Origin of the sequence: Peribacillus sp. YIM B13472, assembly GCF_042788005.1 — a bacterium.
GTDB lineage: Bacteria > Bacillota > Bacilli > Bacillales > DSM-1321 > Peribacillus > Peribacillus simplex_E.
This window is the reverse complement of record NZ_JBHZPG010000028.1, coordinates 56,622-71,690: the sequence shown is the minus strand read 5'-3', so window position 1 is coordinate 71,690 and position 15,069 is coordinate 56,622. Positions and strand designations below refer to the sequence as shown.

The window sequence follows — 15,069 nt, the reverse complement described above, 5'->3', positions numbered from 1 at the left end:
AACTCACGAGTAAACAGCGTAAATTCACGAGTATATCGCCCAAACTCACGAGTAAAACAGCGAAACTCACGAGTAAAGTGTGAATTCACGAGTAAAACAGCGAAACTCACGAGTAAACAGCGTAAATTCACGAGTATATCGCCCAAACTCACGAGTAAAACAGCGAAACTCACGAGTAAATTGCGAATTCACGAGTAAAACAGCAAAATTCACGAGTAAATAGTGAAAATTCACGAGTATATCGCTCAAACTCACGAGTAAAACAGCGAAAATCTCGAGTATATCGCTCAAATTTTCGAATATATCGCCCAAACTTTCGAATATATCGCTCAAACTCACAAATATATCAATCAAACTCTTGAATTATCGCTCAAACCCTCGGGTGATGACGGAGAGCGTTTACGGATTCTATATTCATTGTTAGAATTTGAGAATGTGTTAATACTTGGAGGCAGTGGAAGTGAGGGATGTTTTGGTCAAGATCCTTCTTACTATTTACGTGTTAAGTATTTTTTGCTTCACTCCCATTAACCAGCTTAGCCATGATGTGGCACGAACTAACGATAAAGGGGTTCTTTTTAAAATGTTTAAGTATACTGTTTGTTTTGTAAAGAAGAATAATGAACTTCTCATGCTTAACCGGGAGAAAGTTCCAATTATGGGTGTCTGGAATGGGGTGGGGGGGAAAATCGAGAAAGGTGAAACACCTGATATGGGTGCGCAGCGTGAGGTATTTGAGGAAACGGGGATAGAGGTAGAGTCCTTTTTTTCTAAAGGAACGGTAACCTGGGAGACTCCAGAAGGTGAATTGGATGGAATATATGTATATTTGTATATGGCGGATGAGGATTTAATTTATGAAACACCGAAAAAAACGCGGGAAGGCATTCTTGATTGGAAATCCATTGATTGGATACTTCATCCGCTTAATCTCGGAATTGCTGAGATGGTTTCACAGTACTTGCCGATTTTATTGAAAAAAGAAGGAAACTATACATTCACTTACAAAAATGGTCAAATGCATAGATCTTGAAACCACCGTACTCATTCTCTAATATCGTACCCTTTTTGAAACCTTACAAGTAATTCCATTTGTGTGGATTTGTGTCGTTTTATTGGTAACACTTGTTAATAAACTCGTACAAAAGTTTATTGAACCTACGGACGGTTTTAATGCAAGAGTGTTATTCACGATATTATTCAGCGTAACCATCCTGTCCATTTTACTGACGGTTATCGGATCTTGGATTGGCATGGGAGAAATTAGTTTGGAGCCGATTCAAACGTTCTTTTATGATTGGCCGCGTAACTTTTTCATCGCATTTTGGGTTGAAGCTTTGATCGCACAGCCGATAGCAAGATTCGCAATGAAAAAAGTACATGAAAGCCAGGCCCGTAAAGCAGTAAATGAGTAAACAATCAATTAAATTAAAAGCCCTTACAACCGATTGGTTTTATTAAAAAGCCAATCGGCTTTATATTGCAGAAAAGTGGGTTGGTCAATCAAGGAATTTCCATTTTTCACACAAATGAAAAGGTGTCAAATGGTATGATTAAATAAAAAATAGTAGTTAAGGGGAAATATTCTTGAAAATAGTTAAACTCATCTTAGCAATGATTGTTCTTGCAGTATCAGTCTATCAACTAATTACAGGAAATTTTGATTTGATGCCGTATTCTATGTTGTTCTTGGGTGCACTTATGTTAGTAACAGGATTGGTCGAACTTCAAAAAGATAGAAAAGGAGGATTTTTGGGGTGCGGTGTTGTCTCATTATTTCTTTTCTTTGTTTCCATACAGGGTTTCTTTTTGAACTAGCAGGTTCTTTACTTCATTAACTAGGTCGTTGCATCGCCCTTTTTGTTACGCAATTAAAGGGGAGTTAAAGGTAGATTTTGTTAAAATTAATAGTTGAAGAATATATAGCGTATTCGGTTATCATAATCGGGAGGTTGGAGGAGGAAAAATGAAGATAATGGAACTGCCCATTGAATTTGAATTTAATGGGCAAAAAAATTACATTAATCCTAGCTTGATTATATGGAAGAATGAACTGACCTTGGTCGATACAGGTTATCCTGATTTTTTACCTTTAATTGAAAATGAAATTTTAAAGAATGGTTATGAAATGAAGAATTTAAAGAATATAATCATTACTCATTATGATATTGATCATATAGGTTCCTTATATGATTTCAAGGAAAAGTATCCTTTGATTAACATTATAGCTAGTGAAGTAGAATCGAAATTTATTAGTGGTGAGATGAAGTCAGAGAGATTGGTTCAAGCCGAAGAAATGCTAGAAAATATGCCAATTCAAGAAATCGAATTCGGTAAATGGTTTATACAACAATTAAAGAAATTGAAGCATGTTTCAATTGATGAAAAGGTACATGATGGTGATTTGATTTTAGATAACGAATGCAGGGTAGTAGCAACACCAGGGCATACTTCAGGGCATATTTCATTATATTTTCCAAGTTTAAAAAGTGTAATATCAGGTGATGCAGCTGTTAAAGAGAATCATGAATTGGGCATTGCTAATCCACAATTTTGTTTAAATGTCGAGGAAGCAGAACAGTCTTTAAGAAAGATTAAAGATCTTAAAGCTGAAAATTACTATTGTTATCACGGTGGGATATTCACTTTATGAGGGTTATAAAAAGGACGCTTTATTGCTTTCTTATCAGGCTTCCAAGACATTGGATAATTGTCAAATGAATTTACTGGCATACTTCACCTCTACTAACTCATTCCATACAATCATACATTTTTTGTATGGAATTCTAATGATGAAACGGTATGATTTGAAAGGCGGTTTTAAACGAATATAAGGTGATAAGCCTATCAGTACCCCCATTTTGTTGAAATGGGGGTATTTTATTTTAATTGTATTCCATACAATTAACTTGTTTTTTGTACGGATTTTGTATGTTAAGTTTAAATAAATTTAGCCATCAGGATGTGGAATATATGAAAAAAAGAACTCAAATGCTAACTGCATTACGTGCAGCTTTTCCTTACACAGTGCCCATTTTTGCAGGCTTTTTATTTTTAGGCATCGCTTATGGAATCTTTATGAATTCATTAGGTTTCAGTGCGATTTACCCTATATTGATGAGTCTAACAATATTTGCAGGATCAATGGAGTTTATTGCAGCCAATTTATTGCTTGTCGCATTCAATCCGATTAACGCCCTTTTTCTGACTTTAATGGTGAATGCACGGCATTTGTTTTATGGCATTTCCATGCTGGATAAGTACAGGGGGACCGGGAAGAAAAAGCTGTATCTGATTTTTGGGCTTTGCGATGAGTCTTTTTCAATCAATTGTACAGTTAATGTTCCGAAGAATGTAGACAAGGGCTGGTTCATGTTCTTCGTGACACTGCTCAATCATTCCTATTGGGTGATAGGATCGGCGATTGGCGGCATTTTTGGCTCCCTTGTCAAATTCAACACAGAAGGACTCGATTTTGTTATGACGGCTCTCTTTGTAGTCATTTTCATTGAACAGTGGATGAAAGAGAAAAACCATCATAGTGCCCTCGCAGGGCTTGGACTGTCAGCAGTCTGTCTTATTATTTTTGGCGAAAATTTCATCATCCCTGCTATGTTTTCAATTTTGGGGGTACTCACCTTACTTAGAAAGCCATTAGAGAAAGTTGAGGTCAAGGCCGTATGACAATGGATTTAACACAGCAAATCATTACAATAGCAATGGTTGTTCTAGGCACGATGCTTACAAGGTTTCTTCCATTCATCGTTTTCCCATCAGGTAAACCTACACCGAAGTATGTACAGTATCTCGGTAAAATACTGCCATCCGCGGTAATTGGGCTTTTGGTCATTTATTGTTTAAAGGATGTAAGCTTACAATCCGGAAGTCACGGAACCCCTGAATTTATGGCGATAGCGGTAGTTGCCCTGCTTCACATTTGGAAGAAAATGATGCTCCTTTCCATAGCGGGGGGAACGATTGTCTACATGATGTTGGTGCAATTGGTTTTTTAAATGGATAATTATTAGCACATCCAACACACGTCACAATTACTGATATCGATGGTATTGGAAGGGGTAGGTAATGGGGAAGAAAAAATGGATGAAGATAAAATTCATGAACAACACTATGAACAAATTCATGAGCAAGTGAAAAACGATCCGTATGCCCAGTCGTTAGGCATTCAGTTAACAAAATTCGAGGCAGGTACTGCAAGAAGCAACGATAGAAGTGCAAGCCACATGGTGAATGCATATGGCAAAATATCATTAGGACTCTCGACAACCATCCAGTTTATTGAATCAGCTAAAACCGGAGACAAGATAGTAGCCCGTGCAACGGAAATTAAACGAAACTATCGGACAGGACTTTATCGAATAGACGTCTTTCTTGAGGAAAACCTGATCGCAACCATGGAGGCAGTGTCATACCGCAAGCTTGATGAACAAGATTAAGCAGTTTAATAGTTATTTTCAAAGCTGTCCTTAAGACAGCTTTTCCTTATGGAGCTACAGGGTGCTGTTTGTTCAACAATTGGGCCAGAATGTTTAGTGAAGGAATTTTCAAAAATATAATTTTTGAACGTTCTTAGAATTAGTTATGATAAACTAATGGTAACTTTGTAAAAAAAGGGATATTGTACCAAATTATTTACATTGCTTTTATTTTTCGAGAAAATAAAGGTACAATTAATACTTATTTAGCTTATGGATTATAGATTATAAAAGATGATGAGGTAGGAAAAAATGATTGCAAAAACAGAAGAAGACTTTAATGGTTTGAAGGAAATTGGCAAAATTGTTGCCTCGATTAGAGATGAATTGGTACAAAGAACAATTCCAGGGATAACGACCAAAGAACTTGATGATATAGCCGGAGAACATTTAGAAAAGGCAGGTGCAGTTTCGGCTCCAAAAGGTGAATATGATTTTCCTGGCTATACTTGCATTAGTACTAATGAAGAAGTGGCACATGGTATTCCGGGTCATCGGGTTATTCATGAAGGGGATCTAGTGAATATAGATGTATCTGCTTCAAAGAACGGTTATTTCGCAGATACAGGAATCTCATTTGTAGTAGGAGAGGGAGAAGAAGTATTAACGAAAATATGCGAGGTTGCTAAAAAGGCATTTGAAGCAGGTCTTAAGAAAGCAAAACCCGGTTCCAAAAAAAGCAGAATCGGAAAAGCAGTATTCGAAACAGCGAGACAGCATGGATTCACTGTTATCAAAAACCTTACAGGACATGGTGTTGGACGTAGAATACACGAAGCACCTGACCATATTTGTAATTATAATGATCCATGGGATAATGAACTATTAAAGGAAGGGATGGTTATCGCATTCGAACCATTTATCTCAACCTTTGAAGAAGAAGTATTCCAAAAAGAAGATGGTTGGACCTATGTTACAGAAAAAAGCTATGTAGCTCAATTGGAACATACGATTATCCTTACTAAAAATGGTCCGATTATTGTCACACTTTAATTCAAGCATAGACAAAACGTATAAACATAAGTAGTTCGTATACCGTGTAGGAAACTTAAATGGGGTAACATATATATTCGTAACACTATTAAAGAATGTTACTCGCTCTAAAAAAGAAGGGTTCGATCGGTGAACCCACACTTAAATAAGGGAGTTGCATTAGCAGCTCTTTTTCTTATGGAGTTAAAGGGGCAGGCTAGCATTCCTGCAGTCTGCATTACAGTTTTTTTGAGGGAAATTCGAACGTTGATTGGAACATAGGGCATGCTCTTTTCCCAAAGGAGTCTCGCACACCCGCTCCAATCAACTTTGTTTTAACATTTAGATAGAATTCCTTTTGCCTACAGTCTTATTTGTTTTATAGCCACGTAAATTACTTCTGTTTCTCTAACGCTAATTTCAACCCTTTTTGATAATATTGCTTCATCATTTCTTCAGGAACCATGCTTCCGCCAGTCCCCCAAATAATATGTGTACCTTTACTCATCTTTTCCGTTAAATGGTGCTTCTGTAAATAATCGATGCCCTCTTTACATAATTTACTTGGTCCTATCATACCTGCTAGTGCTGAAGGTTCTAAATGGATCCCCTCTGTATCGACTAGTTCTTTTAGCAACTTATACAACTGTTCATCGCTAACCGTATAATTGCCGCTTAAAAAGGGTTCCATCGTTTTACCGACAAACCCAGATGGCTTTCCAACAGCAAGTCCATCCGCGTCTGTTACATTATCGATACCAACATCTTGTACAGAAACTTTATCATGAAGTCCAGTCATTAAACCGAGTAGCATGCATGGCGAGTGGGTAGGTTCTGCAAAGAAACAGTGAATGTGGTCTTGATACAATAATTTCAAACCAAAAGCTACGCCTCCAGGACCACCGCCTACTCCACATGGAAGGTAAACAAACAAAGGATGATTTTCATCTACAATTATCTCTAGCTCATCTAATTGTTTCTTCAAACGAGATGCAGCCACTGCATATCCTAAAAATAGGTCGTGGGAATTTTCATCATCCACAAAATAACATGTAGGGTCACTATCTGCTTGGATTCGGCCTTCCTCTACTGCTTTACTATAATCAGCTTCATATTCAATGACTTTGACATTTTTGCTTCTAAGCAAGTCTTTTTTCCACTGCTTTGCATCAGCTGACATATGAACGGAAACATTAAAACCTAACTTTGCACTGATGATGCCAATACTAAGTCCTAAATTTCCAGTCGAGCCCACTGCGATTGAATATTTTGAGAAAAGGGTTCGGAACCTATCGCTATCTAAAATCGAATAATCATCTTGAATTGTTAACAATTGATGTTGGAAAGCTAATTCTTCCGCATGTTTGAGAATTTCATAGATTCCGCCTCTTGCTTTAATAGATCCTGATATAGGAAGGTGACTATCACATTTTAGTAATAATTCTCCTAATATAGGTTGTTGATAATCCTGTTCCAAGGATTGTTTCATGGCAGGAATTCTCACTAAAGGAGATTCTATGATACCGTTTGTCCCTTTTGTTTCAGGGAAAACCTTGGCGATATATGGTGCAAAACGTTTCAACCTTTCCTCTGCATCTCTTACATCTTCTTGAGAAAGGGGGGATTTTTTAATTCCTGTTTGAAACTTTTCGGCATTTGGATTGAGCCAAAATACTTCATCCATCGAAATGAGCTTCTTTAATAAAGGATATTTGTCTTTCCATGATTGTAATTCTTTGCTTTCGATCTCTTTCATTTGTTTGATCCTCCTCATTGTCTTGTAACAAATTGTTTGGTGAATTATAATTAAATAAAATTTAATACAGTTTAACACACAATCATCTCATTGTTAATTTATATTAATTTTATTTAAGTGTGATTTAATAATTCGTTAAGGAGTATCAATTATGGAAAATATAGATATTGGCAAGAAAGTTGAAAAATATAGAAAAGCTAAAGGATTGAGTAGTAGAGAGTTAGCAAAATTAGCTGAAATTACACCTTCAATGTTAAGCCAGATTGAACGAGGTTTGGCGAATCCTTCTATTCAAACCTTAAAGGTCTTAGCTAAAACCCTGAATGTTCCAACATTTAGTTTTTTGCTTGAAGAAACGATTACGGAGGATTTAATCGTTAGGTCCAGTAAACGTAAGAAAATGATCATTGATAATTTGTCTTATGAGTTATTGTCACCTGATTTTACGGGTAATTTGGCAACAGCGATTATGAAAGTTCCTCCGAATATTTCCTCGTCAGAAAATCCTCTAGAACATAGAGGAGAGGAAGTGGCATTTATTTTGGAAGGGAAAATCAAGCTGTATTTAGGTGAAGAAGAATATATATTGGAAGCTGGTGATAGTGTGAAAATACCAGCAAATTTCAAACATAAATGGGAAAATAATTTTAGTCAGAATGCAATTGTATTATTTTCAGTTACCCCGCCTGCGTTTTAATGAAAAAATTTAATGTTCTTTCACAATTGGGCGCGATTCTTTAATGAGGATCGCTTTTCTTATGGAACTAGTTCAAGAGTGCTGTTTGATCCTTATTCAACAATTGGGGCAGATTGTTGAGGAAAGTTTTTAAGCAGGCTTGCTGAGATCTGCAAGGGATGGGCATAGAAAAGAAAAAAGACCACACCTTGGCAGAGGTGGGGTCTTTTCTGGGTTTTATACCCTCACGTTGATGATTCATGTTCCATCTTGCTGAATCCGCAAAAAAGCTGGTTGAACAACCATTGAACAATCATCAGCTCCGTCTGTGTGGTTGTTTAGTTGCCTTTACTCATCTTCATAGAGCGTAATAAAGGAATCCAGCTCGGCACGTCCCTCTGCAATCGCGTTTACCCTGTCGACGAACTCCGGTCGAATCAGATGACGCAGCGGCTGGTCTACTTGATTCAATCGTTTGAATGCCTCCCGAGCCAACTGATCCCATTCCTTGTAGCGATGTAGATAATCATCCGGCATCACTACGGTGCTAGAAGTCCCTTCCTCCGGTTCACACTCAAACGGTTCGTCTATCCCGAGCGATGCATAATCGCATGTTATTTGCTCTCCGGGTAGAATATCCCTCGACGCAAATTCAATCTCATAGACCGTCGATACCACATTTGGACTGAAGCTGTGATTCATGTATCTGGCATGGTCCCAGCACAGCACGTAGCGGTCGTCATCGTTGAGGTAGGCATATTTATAGACAATTTCCCTTCGCACGATATCAAGCGATTCAATTTCATCTTCCTCGAGGATGATGTCCAAATCATCCAATGCCCAGATTATCGTTCCTTTGGGGATCATTTTTGTGGCAAAAATGCCCACACCAATCTTTTCATTGACAAACCGAATCTCGGTATCTGGATGTATCATCGATTCTGTTCACCCTTTCTCAAAACTTACCATTATGATATACAGCAGTTTCCTTTAGGTGACCGTTCGTTTGCGTATTTTATCCAAGTTCAATCAGCGGAATGTCCCCTGCCTGGAAAAAGAAAAAAAGCTCTTTTATTTTAGTTCCACAATCGGGCGTGATTCTTTAATAAGAATCGCTTTTTTTTATGGAACTAAAGGGACAGATCAGGTGTAGAAGGACTATTACATGAATAATAGAATTATAATAAATGGAATAAATACTGAACTGTAGATCCGGGGTTCCTTAAAAGTTGCTTGATTTTAATAATTTTGAATCAATAAGGAGAATTTTAGCATGAAAATAAAATGGTTTGGACATTCTGCCTTTTTACTAACATCCGAAAGTGGAACCAGGATTCTTATTGATCCATATCATCGCTTCATCCGTTACCGTATGCCGAGTATTGAACCAGATATAGTTGCCGTTACACATAATCATTTCGATCACAATAAAATTGAAGCAGCAACAGGTGAATACTTGCTTGTTAATGAGCCGAAGGAATACATCCGCGAAGATGTAAGAATTAGTGGATTTAAGACATTTCACGACAAGGTAAATGGCGAGAAGAGAGGCCCCAATATTTTATATCGTTTCCAAATGGACGGTCTAACTATCTGTCACTGTGGAGATTTAGGGCATCTATTATCAGAAGAACAAGTAAATGAAATTGGAAAAGTGGATATTCTCATCATTCCTGTAGGAGGTACATCTACGATTAATGCAATGGAAGCTGCTCAGGTAATGCGTCAATTGAAATCTACTATTACAATTCCCATGCACTATAGAACAAAGGCATTGTCGGTTGTTGGCTTGATATTTTCAAAGGTAGATAAGTTTCTTCAGATTTCCGGACAGCGGACAACCGAAGTTGAGACATTGGATATTTCCAAAGAAAATTTGTCAGAATATGCTGGGGTCGTAACTATGCTGTATGAATGAATTGATAAGAAATCCTGTTTATGCATTTTTTTATTTATAACGGGTCCGGTTAGTTCAAAAAGAAAAAGGGAAGGTACTAATCAATGATGTTGAATCAATTAGACTTCCTCTTTATGTTATAAGGAGATAGAATATAAATAAAAAGGTGATTACAATTAAAAAAGTAAAAAGTATCCTATTTTTTCTTCTTGGGTCCATATCTCTTTTGATTGGTATTGCAGGGACTGTGTTACCAGTTCTGCCGGGCGGTCCATTTTACTTATTTGCTGCTTTTTGCTTTGCTAAAAGTTCCAAGTCGATTGAAAACTGGTTTAAACGCACCTCATTATATGAAAAATACGTTGTAGCATTCCTGCAAAAAAAAGGTATGTCTCGAAAAGAGAAAATCAGAATCAATTTAATTGCCGATTTCTTCATCGTAATTTCTATATTTTATGTGGACATCCTATTAGTGAAAATCTTATTGATAGTGCTCGCCCTCTACAAACATTATTATTTCATAAAAAAAATTAAGACAATTGACCCGAACAATACAAAACAAAGAGCTTTTTGAACCTTCAAATAACGGGTCATTACTTCAATGGGAGTTGCTTCGGCAGCTCTTTTTCCTATGGAACTAACGGGGGAGGGGAGTTAAAGAAGAAATCGAAAGCTTACTATTCTTTACCCAAGACTTTGGCTAACTAGCACAACAGTATCCTCACTCAGGCTGCCGTTCATTTTCTAGGGTACAAATGGTTTTATTATAAGGAGTGAATATTATGGGGAAGGACTCAAAAAAGGAATTATGTAGTGAATTTACAAGGATTCTTGACCCGTTCACTCCTTTTATACATAACATCTACTCTCTGCTTCATCCATCATTACCGGGTGCGTTAGATCAACAGTAATAAATCGTTAGGGGCTGCTTTTTGGCAGCTCCTTGTCTAATTGCACTATGAGGCAGGATAGTGCATGTAGAAGAAACTTACCCATAAAGGGCGAGTGTTTTATGAGGGGGGCATGTAGCACTAAAAGTGAATTTCTTGAAAGTGGTTAAACTAGTGGTATCGATTGATTCATCAAGATTTACGAAAATGTTGACAAAGTCCACTAATTACAATAAAGTATTAGTGGATAAATTCCACTAAAAAAGGAAGTCAAGAATGAATATAAGTAAAAAGACCATGGCTGATATACGGCAATTCAATAGATTTTATACGAATATACTTGGTGTATTGGATAAGCATATTTTGGATACTGGATATTCTTTCACTGAGGCACGGGTAATTTTGGAAATCGGTTTGATGGAGCAGTGTATAGCGAATAATTTAGTTGATAAGCTGGAAATAGATCGCAGCTATATGAGCAGAATCATTAACAAGCTGAGTAAAGATGGACTGGTTATGAAGGAAAACTCGACCTTGGATAACAGAACTAGTCTGATTCGGTTGACCCCTGAAGGGATGACTCTTTTTAACAAGCTTAATGAAAGATCTGATGAACAAATAGTGAGGTTATTCCAAGGATTATCACAAAATGAAATAAACGAAATCCATGCTTCTATGATGTTCATTCAGAAGAAACTGGATAGTTTGGGGAGAATATAGGATGATACGTTTTGAAAATGATTATACAGAAGGTGCTCATGAGCTAATTCTGAAACGATTAATAGAAACCAATGAAGAACAAACACCCGGATATGGAGTGGATGAGCACTGTGAAAAAGCGAGAGCTTACATTCGAAAAGAGTGCGATGCGGCGAATGCAGATATACACTTTTTAGTAGGGGGAACACAAACGAATACAACTATCATCGCTTCAATTTTGCGGCCGCATCAAGGTGCAGTAGCTGCAATTACTGGGCATATCGCAGTGCATGAAACAGGAGCCATTGAAGCCACTGGTCATAAAATACTTACTTTGCCGAGTGATGATGGAAAAATTCAAGCTGAACAGGTGAAAGAATTATATGATGCTCACTGGAATGATGTTACTCATGAGCATATGGTACAGCCAGGCTTGGTTTATATTTCTAATCCTACTGAAAATGGAACGACTTATAGTAAAGCCGAATTGGAAGCATTAAGTAAAGTTTGCCGGGAATGTGGTTTGCCATTGGTATTGGATGGCGCTAGATTAGGCTATGGTTTGGCTTCAAAAGACAACGATTTAACCTTGGCGGATATTGCGAGGCTATGTGATGTGTTCTATATAGGGGGAACGAAAGTTGGTGCAATGTTTGGTGAAGCGGCAGTCATCATGAATGATGCCCTGAAAAAGGATTTCCGGTATTTTATCAAGCAAAAGGGAGGATTACTGGCTAAAGGAAGACTATTGGGGATCCAGTTTGAAACCTTATTTGAAGATGGCTTATACTATGAAATTTCTAATCATGCCGTCGAAATGTCAATGATGATTCGGGAAGCATTTGTTGAAAATGGATTTTCATTACGATATGATTCCACATCAAATCAGCAGTTTCCCATTTTGCCTGAAGATGTAATTTTGGAATTAGGCAAAAAGTATTCATTCTCCTTCTGGGAAAAGGTCGATGCTACACACAGTGCTGTGAGATTTTGCACCAGTTGGGCTACGAAAAAAGAACATGTTGAAATGCTGGTAGAGGATATCAAGGCAACAAAAGGCGAAAAAAATGGCCACGATAGAGTTATATTTAGATAATAGTTATCTAAAAGAGTGTTCGGCAAATATTGTTTCGATACAAGATCGGTCTGTTGTGTTCGATCAAACCATTTTTTATCCAGGTGGCGGTGGGCAGCCTGGTGACCGAGGGGTTATTAAACAAGGTGATGAAACCTATAATATAGTAACAGTAAAAAAAGTAGATGGTGAAATCATTCATGAACTAGAACGCCCATTACAGGATATTAATCAAACGGTAGAAATGCAGATTGACTGGTCTTGGCGGTTTCGGAATATGCAGTATCACACAGTATTGCATGTCATTTCAGGTTACTTATATCAACATTACAATGCTTTAGCTACAAGCAGTCAAATTGAAAAAGATCATGCCAGATTAGAGCTGTCTTTTTCTCCTGAAATAATGGCAGAAATACCATTTGATTCATTAGAACAATCGATAAAGAAGGTCCTGGCACACCCTCATAATGTTTTCACGAAAACAATTAGTAGGACTGAAGCAGAGCAAAAGGAAGGGTTTATTAAAACGGTCATTAATTTACTTCCAGCTTCTCTTAACGAAATTCGAATGGTTCAAATAAATGATATTGATGAGCAAGCATGTGGCGGAACCCACGTCAACAACACAAATGAAATTGAAGACTTTTCCATTATGAAAATTCAACAAAAAGGTCCCGCGAAAAAAAAGATTAAAATTCAACTATTGGATTAATTTATGCTATCCCGTCTTTTATCAATGAGGAATATACGGGAATAGTTCCATAAACGGCAGCATCAAATAGAACAATATTTTTATTCCAAGCTGCAGCTGCCAATTGTTATCCAATTAACGGGTGCTTTACTTCATTACCAGGAGCTGATCTGCAGCTCCTTTTCTAATGCAACAAAAGGTCAGCATTGTCGAAGAAGGCCAGTTTGCGTTATGGTATAGTTTATTAAATTTAGTTTGTAGTTTTATGGGGGAAATTTAATGTTAAATAAGTTGAAAGATGTAATGGGATTGTTTTTTGAAAAAAGTGAAAGTACAAAACCATTTATACTGATTAGATATTTAATGATAATATTAATGGGCTTGATTGTAATATTAGGAATAATAAATGAGTTTAATTTTATAAAATATTTATTAATCTTATTAGGAATTGGTTCAATGATAGACGCATTCGAAAGACTCTTAAAAAAGGAAAATAAGAGTCGGATGTTATTGGATTTGGGTGTTGCGTTTGTATGGTTCACACTATTTTTTTTGTACTGAAATGTATATGGTGATACAAGCGTTTTATGGAGCTTAAGCCAGGTTTGTTCAACAATTGGGCCAGATTGTTGAGGAACTTTTTAATGAAATTAGGGATTTATGTTTTAGAGGATTGTGATCCGAATAATAAAAAACAACCAGTCAAATAACCGGTCGTCTTTTGCCTTGGATTCAGTATCGTTTTAATTGACAGTAAACATCCATGAGATACCAAATTTATCCTTCAACGAACCGTGGAGTTTCGCAAAAAACGTTTCATGAAGATCCATATGTATAGATCCATCTTCTTTTAATATATCCCATGCCCTTCTGGCTTTTTCCTCCGAGTTAAGCTCCACGCTTACAGCAACTTTGTCACTATCATTCAATTCGCGTTTTGAATCAGAACCCATAATAAATCCATCTTCTGTTATTCTTAATTGTGAGTATAGAACAAGGTCTTTATCACTCTCTTCAACAGGAAAGTCTGGACTTGAAGGGAGCTCACTATATTTTTGCATCGCAATAAGTTCCCCGCCAAATGCCTCAATATAAAGTTTGAAAGCCTCTTCACATTCCCTATTGAACATTAAATACGGTTTGATCATTTTCATTCTCCTTTGAATTAAGATTTGATCCCTTAGTAATAACTGCTACCAAGATTGTCTTCTTATCAGTATATACGAACGTAAGTTCTTCTTTCGAGTGAAAACTTCTAAAACTTAAACCTGTATCATTATGTACAAAAATATCATTTTTTTATTCTCCCCGTGAAGGAATATAATGCTAATAAAACTTGGTGTAAAGATGAATACTACATTATTAAGTGCTCTTGCAGAGCCAATTCGATTAAGGGGGAATTTGACAGCCATTGGCATTTAAACAGCTAAGTGTGCTTTATAAATTCATGAGTGGTGGAATTTTATGAGGAAGCAAATCGTCGAATTAATAAGCTTCGTTCAGAACCCTTTAAGGCATTAAAACTTACGAGGAGTCGCAAGAAATGGTACAGGCGGGCTTTTCAGGAACCTTCGTTCAACTCGCTGATTACCTCTCGAATATTTCGGAAAACTGATATCGGTTGATGACGATCAAAAAAACAATGAGAATACTGTTAATAGCAGTGTTCTCATTGTTCTTATTAAAGGGCACTTTAATGGGGTAACGAAAAAAGCCCGATTTCTTAATATAGAAATTGGGCTTTTTAATATTGGAATTCATTATCATAAATCCGCATTTTCATGACGCTACCATTAAATGATCGGATATTTGGATATCATTTTTTGTAGTCAATTGTCTTGTGAAATTTTTCTTCCTTTAATCATTGATAAAAAAGAAAAACTGTGGTAAATTTATATAGTTATACACTGTTAAATAATT

Annotated in this window: 18 protein-coding genes; 15 read left to right on the top strand and 3 right to left on the bottom strand. The window is 36.8% G+C overall.

Annotated features, from left to right (window positions below):
* The first annotated feature begins 583 nt into the window (after positions 1–583).
* The 8 genes from ACFX4I_RS19285 (at position 584) to map (ending at position 5,486) form a co-directional block, all read left to right on the top strand.
* Entirely contained in the window at positions 584–1,033 is a 450-nt protein-coding gene (locus ACFX4I_RS19285) for an NUDIX hydrolase (RefSeq protein ID WP_377422394.1), read from the top strand.
* A gap of 82 nt (positions 1,034–1,115) precedes the next feature.
* Positions 1,116–1,415 (top strand): DUF2798 domain-containing protein, encoded by a 300-nt coding sequence (locus tag ACFX4I_RS19280; RefSeq protein ID WP_377422392.1) that lies wholly within the window; start codon positions 1,116–1,118, stop codon positions 1,413–1,415.
* A gap of 172 nt (positions 1,416–1,587) precedes the next feature.
* A complete protein-coding gene (locus tag ACFX4I_RS19275; protein WP_377422390.1) occupies positions 1,588–1,818 on the top strand; it encodes a DUF3953 domain-containing protein in 231 nt (76 codons plus the stop codon).
* 148 nt (positions 1,819–1,966) lie between these two features.
* On the top strand, positions 1,967–2,653 hold the full coding sequence (locus ACFX4I_RS19270) for an MBL fold metallo-hydrolase (RefSeq protein WP_377422388.1): 687 nt from the start codon (positions 1,967–1,969) through the stop codon (positions 2,651–2,653).
* A 278-nt stretch (positions 2,654–2,931) separates the two neighbouring features.
* On the top strand, positions 2,932–3,684 hold the full coding sequence (gene azlC / locus ACFX4I_RS19265; RefSeq protein WP_230300894.1) for an azaleucine resistance protein AzlC: 753 nt from the start codon (positions 2,932–2,934) through the stop codon (positions 3,682–3,684).
* Positions 3,681–4,013 (top strand): branched-chain amino acid transporter permease, encoded by a 333-nt coding sequence (locus tag ACFX4I_RS19260; RefSeq protein ID WP_377422386.1) that lies wholly within the window; start codon positions 3,681–3,683, stop codon positions 4,011–4,013. The genes azlC and ACFX4I_RS19260 overlap by 4 nt, the downstream gene beginning before the upstream one ends.
* A gap of 84 nt (positions 4,014–4,097) precedes the next feature.
* Complete coding sequence (locus ACFX4I_RS19255) at positions 4,098–4,454, top strand: PaaI family thioesterase (protein WP_377422384.1); 357 nt, start codon at positions 4,098–4,100, stop codon at positions 4,452–4,454.
* 291 nt (positions 4,455–4,745) lie between these two features.
* Positions 4,746–5,486 (top strand): type I methionyl aminopeptidase, encoded by a 741-nt coding sequence (gene map / locus ACFX4I_RS19250; RefSeq protein ID WP_377422382.1) that lies wholly within the window; start codon positions 4,746–4,748, stop codon positions 5,484–5,486.
* A gap of 373 nt (positions 5,487–5,859) precedes the next feature.
* Here map and ACFX4I_RS19245 read toward each other — a convergent pair whose 3' ends face one another.
* Complete coding sequence (locus tag ACFX4I_RS19245; protein WP_377422380.1) at positions 5,860–7,221, bottom strand: D-serine ammonia-lyase; 1,362 nt, start codon at positions 7,219–7,221, stop codon at positions 5,860–5,862.
* Positions 7,222–7,372: 151 nt separating this feature from the next.
* Between ACFX4I_RS19245 and ACFX4I_RS19240 the strand changes: the two genes are divergently transcribed.
* Positions 7,373–7,918, top strand: coding sequence for a helix-turn-helix domain-containing protein (locus ACFX4I_RS19240; protein ID WP_377422378.1), 546 nt, complete (start codon positions 7,373–7,375; stop codon positions 7,916–7,918).
* A 327-nt stretch (positions 7,919–8,245) separates the two neighbouring features.
* Here the strand turns inward: ACFX4I_RS19240 and ACFX4I_RS19235 are convergent, their stop codons facing one another.
* On the bottom strand, positions 8,246–8,833 hold the full coding sequence (locus ACFX4I_RS19235) for an SET domain-containing protein (protein WP_230300888.1): 588 nt from the start codon (positions 8,831–8,833) through the stop codon (positions 8,246–8,248).
* A gap of 337 nt (positions 8,834–9,170) precedes the next feature.
* Here ACFX4I_RS19235 and ACFX4I_RS19230 point away from each other — a divergent pair, with 337 nt between their 5' ends.
* From ACFX4I_RS19230 to ACFX4I_RS19205, 6 genes are all read left to right on the top strand, one after another.
* Entirely contained in the window at positions 9,171–9,815 is a 645-nt protein-coding gene (locus tag ACFX4I_RS19230) for an MBL fold metallo-hydrolase (RefSeq protein WP_230300887.1), read from the top strand.
* 145 nt (positions 9,816–9,960) lie between these two features.
* Positions 9,961–10,368 (top strand): YbaN family protein, encoded by a 408-nt coding sequence (locus tag ACFX4I_RS19225; RefSeq protein ID WP_377422375.1) that lies wholly within the window; start codon positions 9,961–9,963, stop codon positions 10,366–10,368.
* A gap of 592 nt (positions 10,369–10,960) precedes the next feature.
* Entirely contained in the window at positions 10,961–11,404 is a 444-nt protein-coding gene (locus tag ACFX4I_RS19220; RefSeq protein ID WP_377422373.1) for a MarR family winged helix-turn-helix transcriptional regulator, read from the top strand.
* A 1-nt stretch (position 11,405) separates the two neighbouring features.
* Positions 11,406–12,479: a threonine aldolase family protein gene (locus ACFX4I_RS19215; RefSeq protein ID WP_377422372.1), complete on the top strand. Its 1,074-nt coding sequence runs from the start codon at positions 11,406–11,408 to the stop codon at positions 12,477–12,479.
* The gene (locus tag ACFX4I_RS19210; protein WP_377422370.1) at positions 12,451–13,170 is read left to right on the top strand and encodes an alanyl-tRNA editing protein; all 720 of its coding nucleotides are present in this window, start codon (positions 12,451–12,453) and stop codon (positions 13,168–13,170) included. The genes ACFX4I_RS19215 and ACFX4I_RS19210 overlap by 29 nt, the downstream gene beginning before the upstream one ends.
* 258 nt (positions 13,171–13,428) lie before the next feature.
* Positions 13,429–13,710: a hypothetical protein gene (locus ACFX4I_RS19205; RefSeq protein ID WP_283932135.1), complete on the top strand. Its 282-nt coding sequence runs from the start codon at positions 13,429–13,431 to the stop codon at positions 13,708–13,710.
* A gap of 182 nt (positions 13,711–13,892) precedes the next feature.
* Here ACFX4I_RS19205 and ACFX4I_RS19200 read toward each other — a convergent pair whose 3' ends face one another.
* The gene (locus tag ACFX4I_RS19200) at positions 13,893–14,297 is read right to left on the bottom strand and encodes a VOC family protein (protein ID WP_377422368.1); all 405 of its coding nucleotides are present in this window, start codon (positions 14,295–14,297) and stop codon (positions 13,893–13,895) included.
* Positions 14,298–15,069 lie beyond the last annotated feature (772 nt).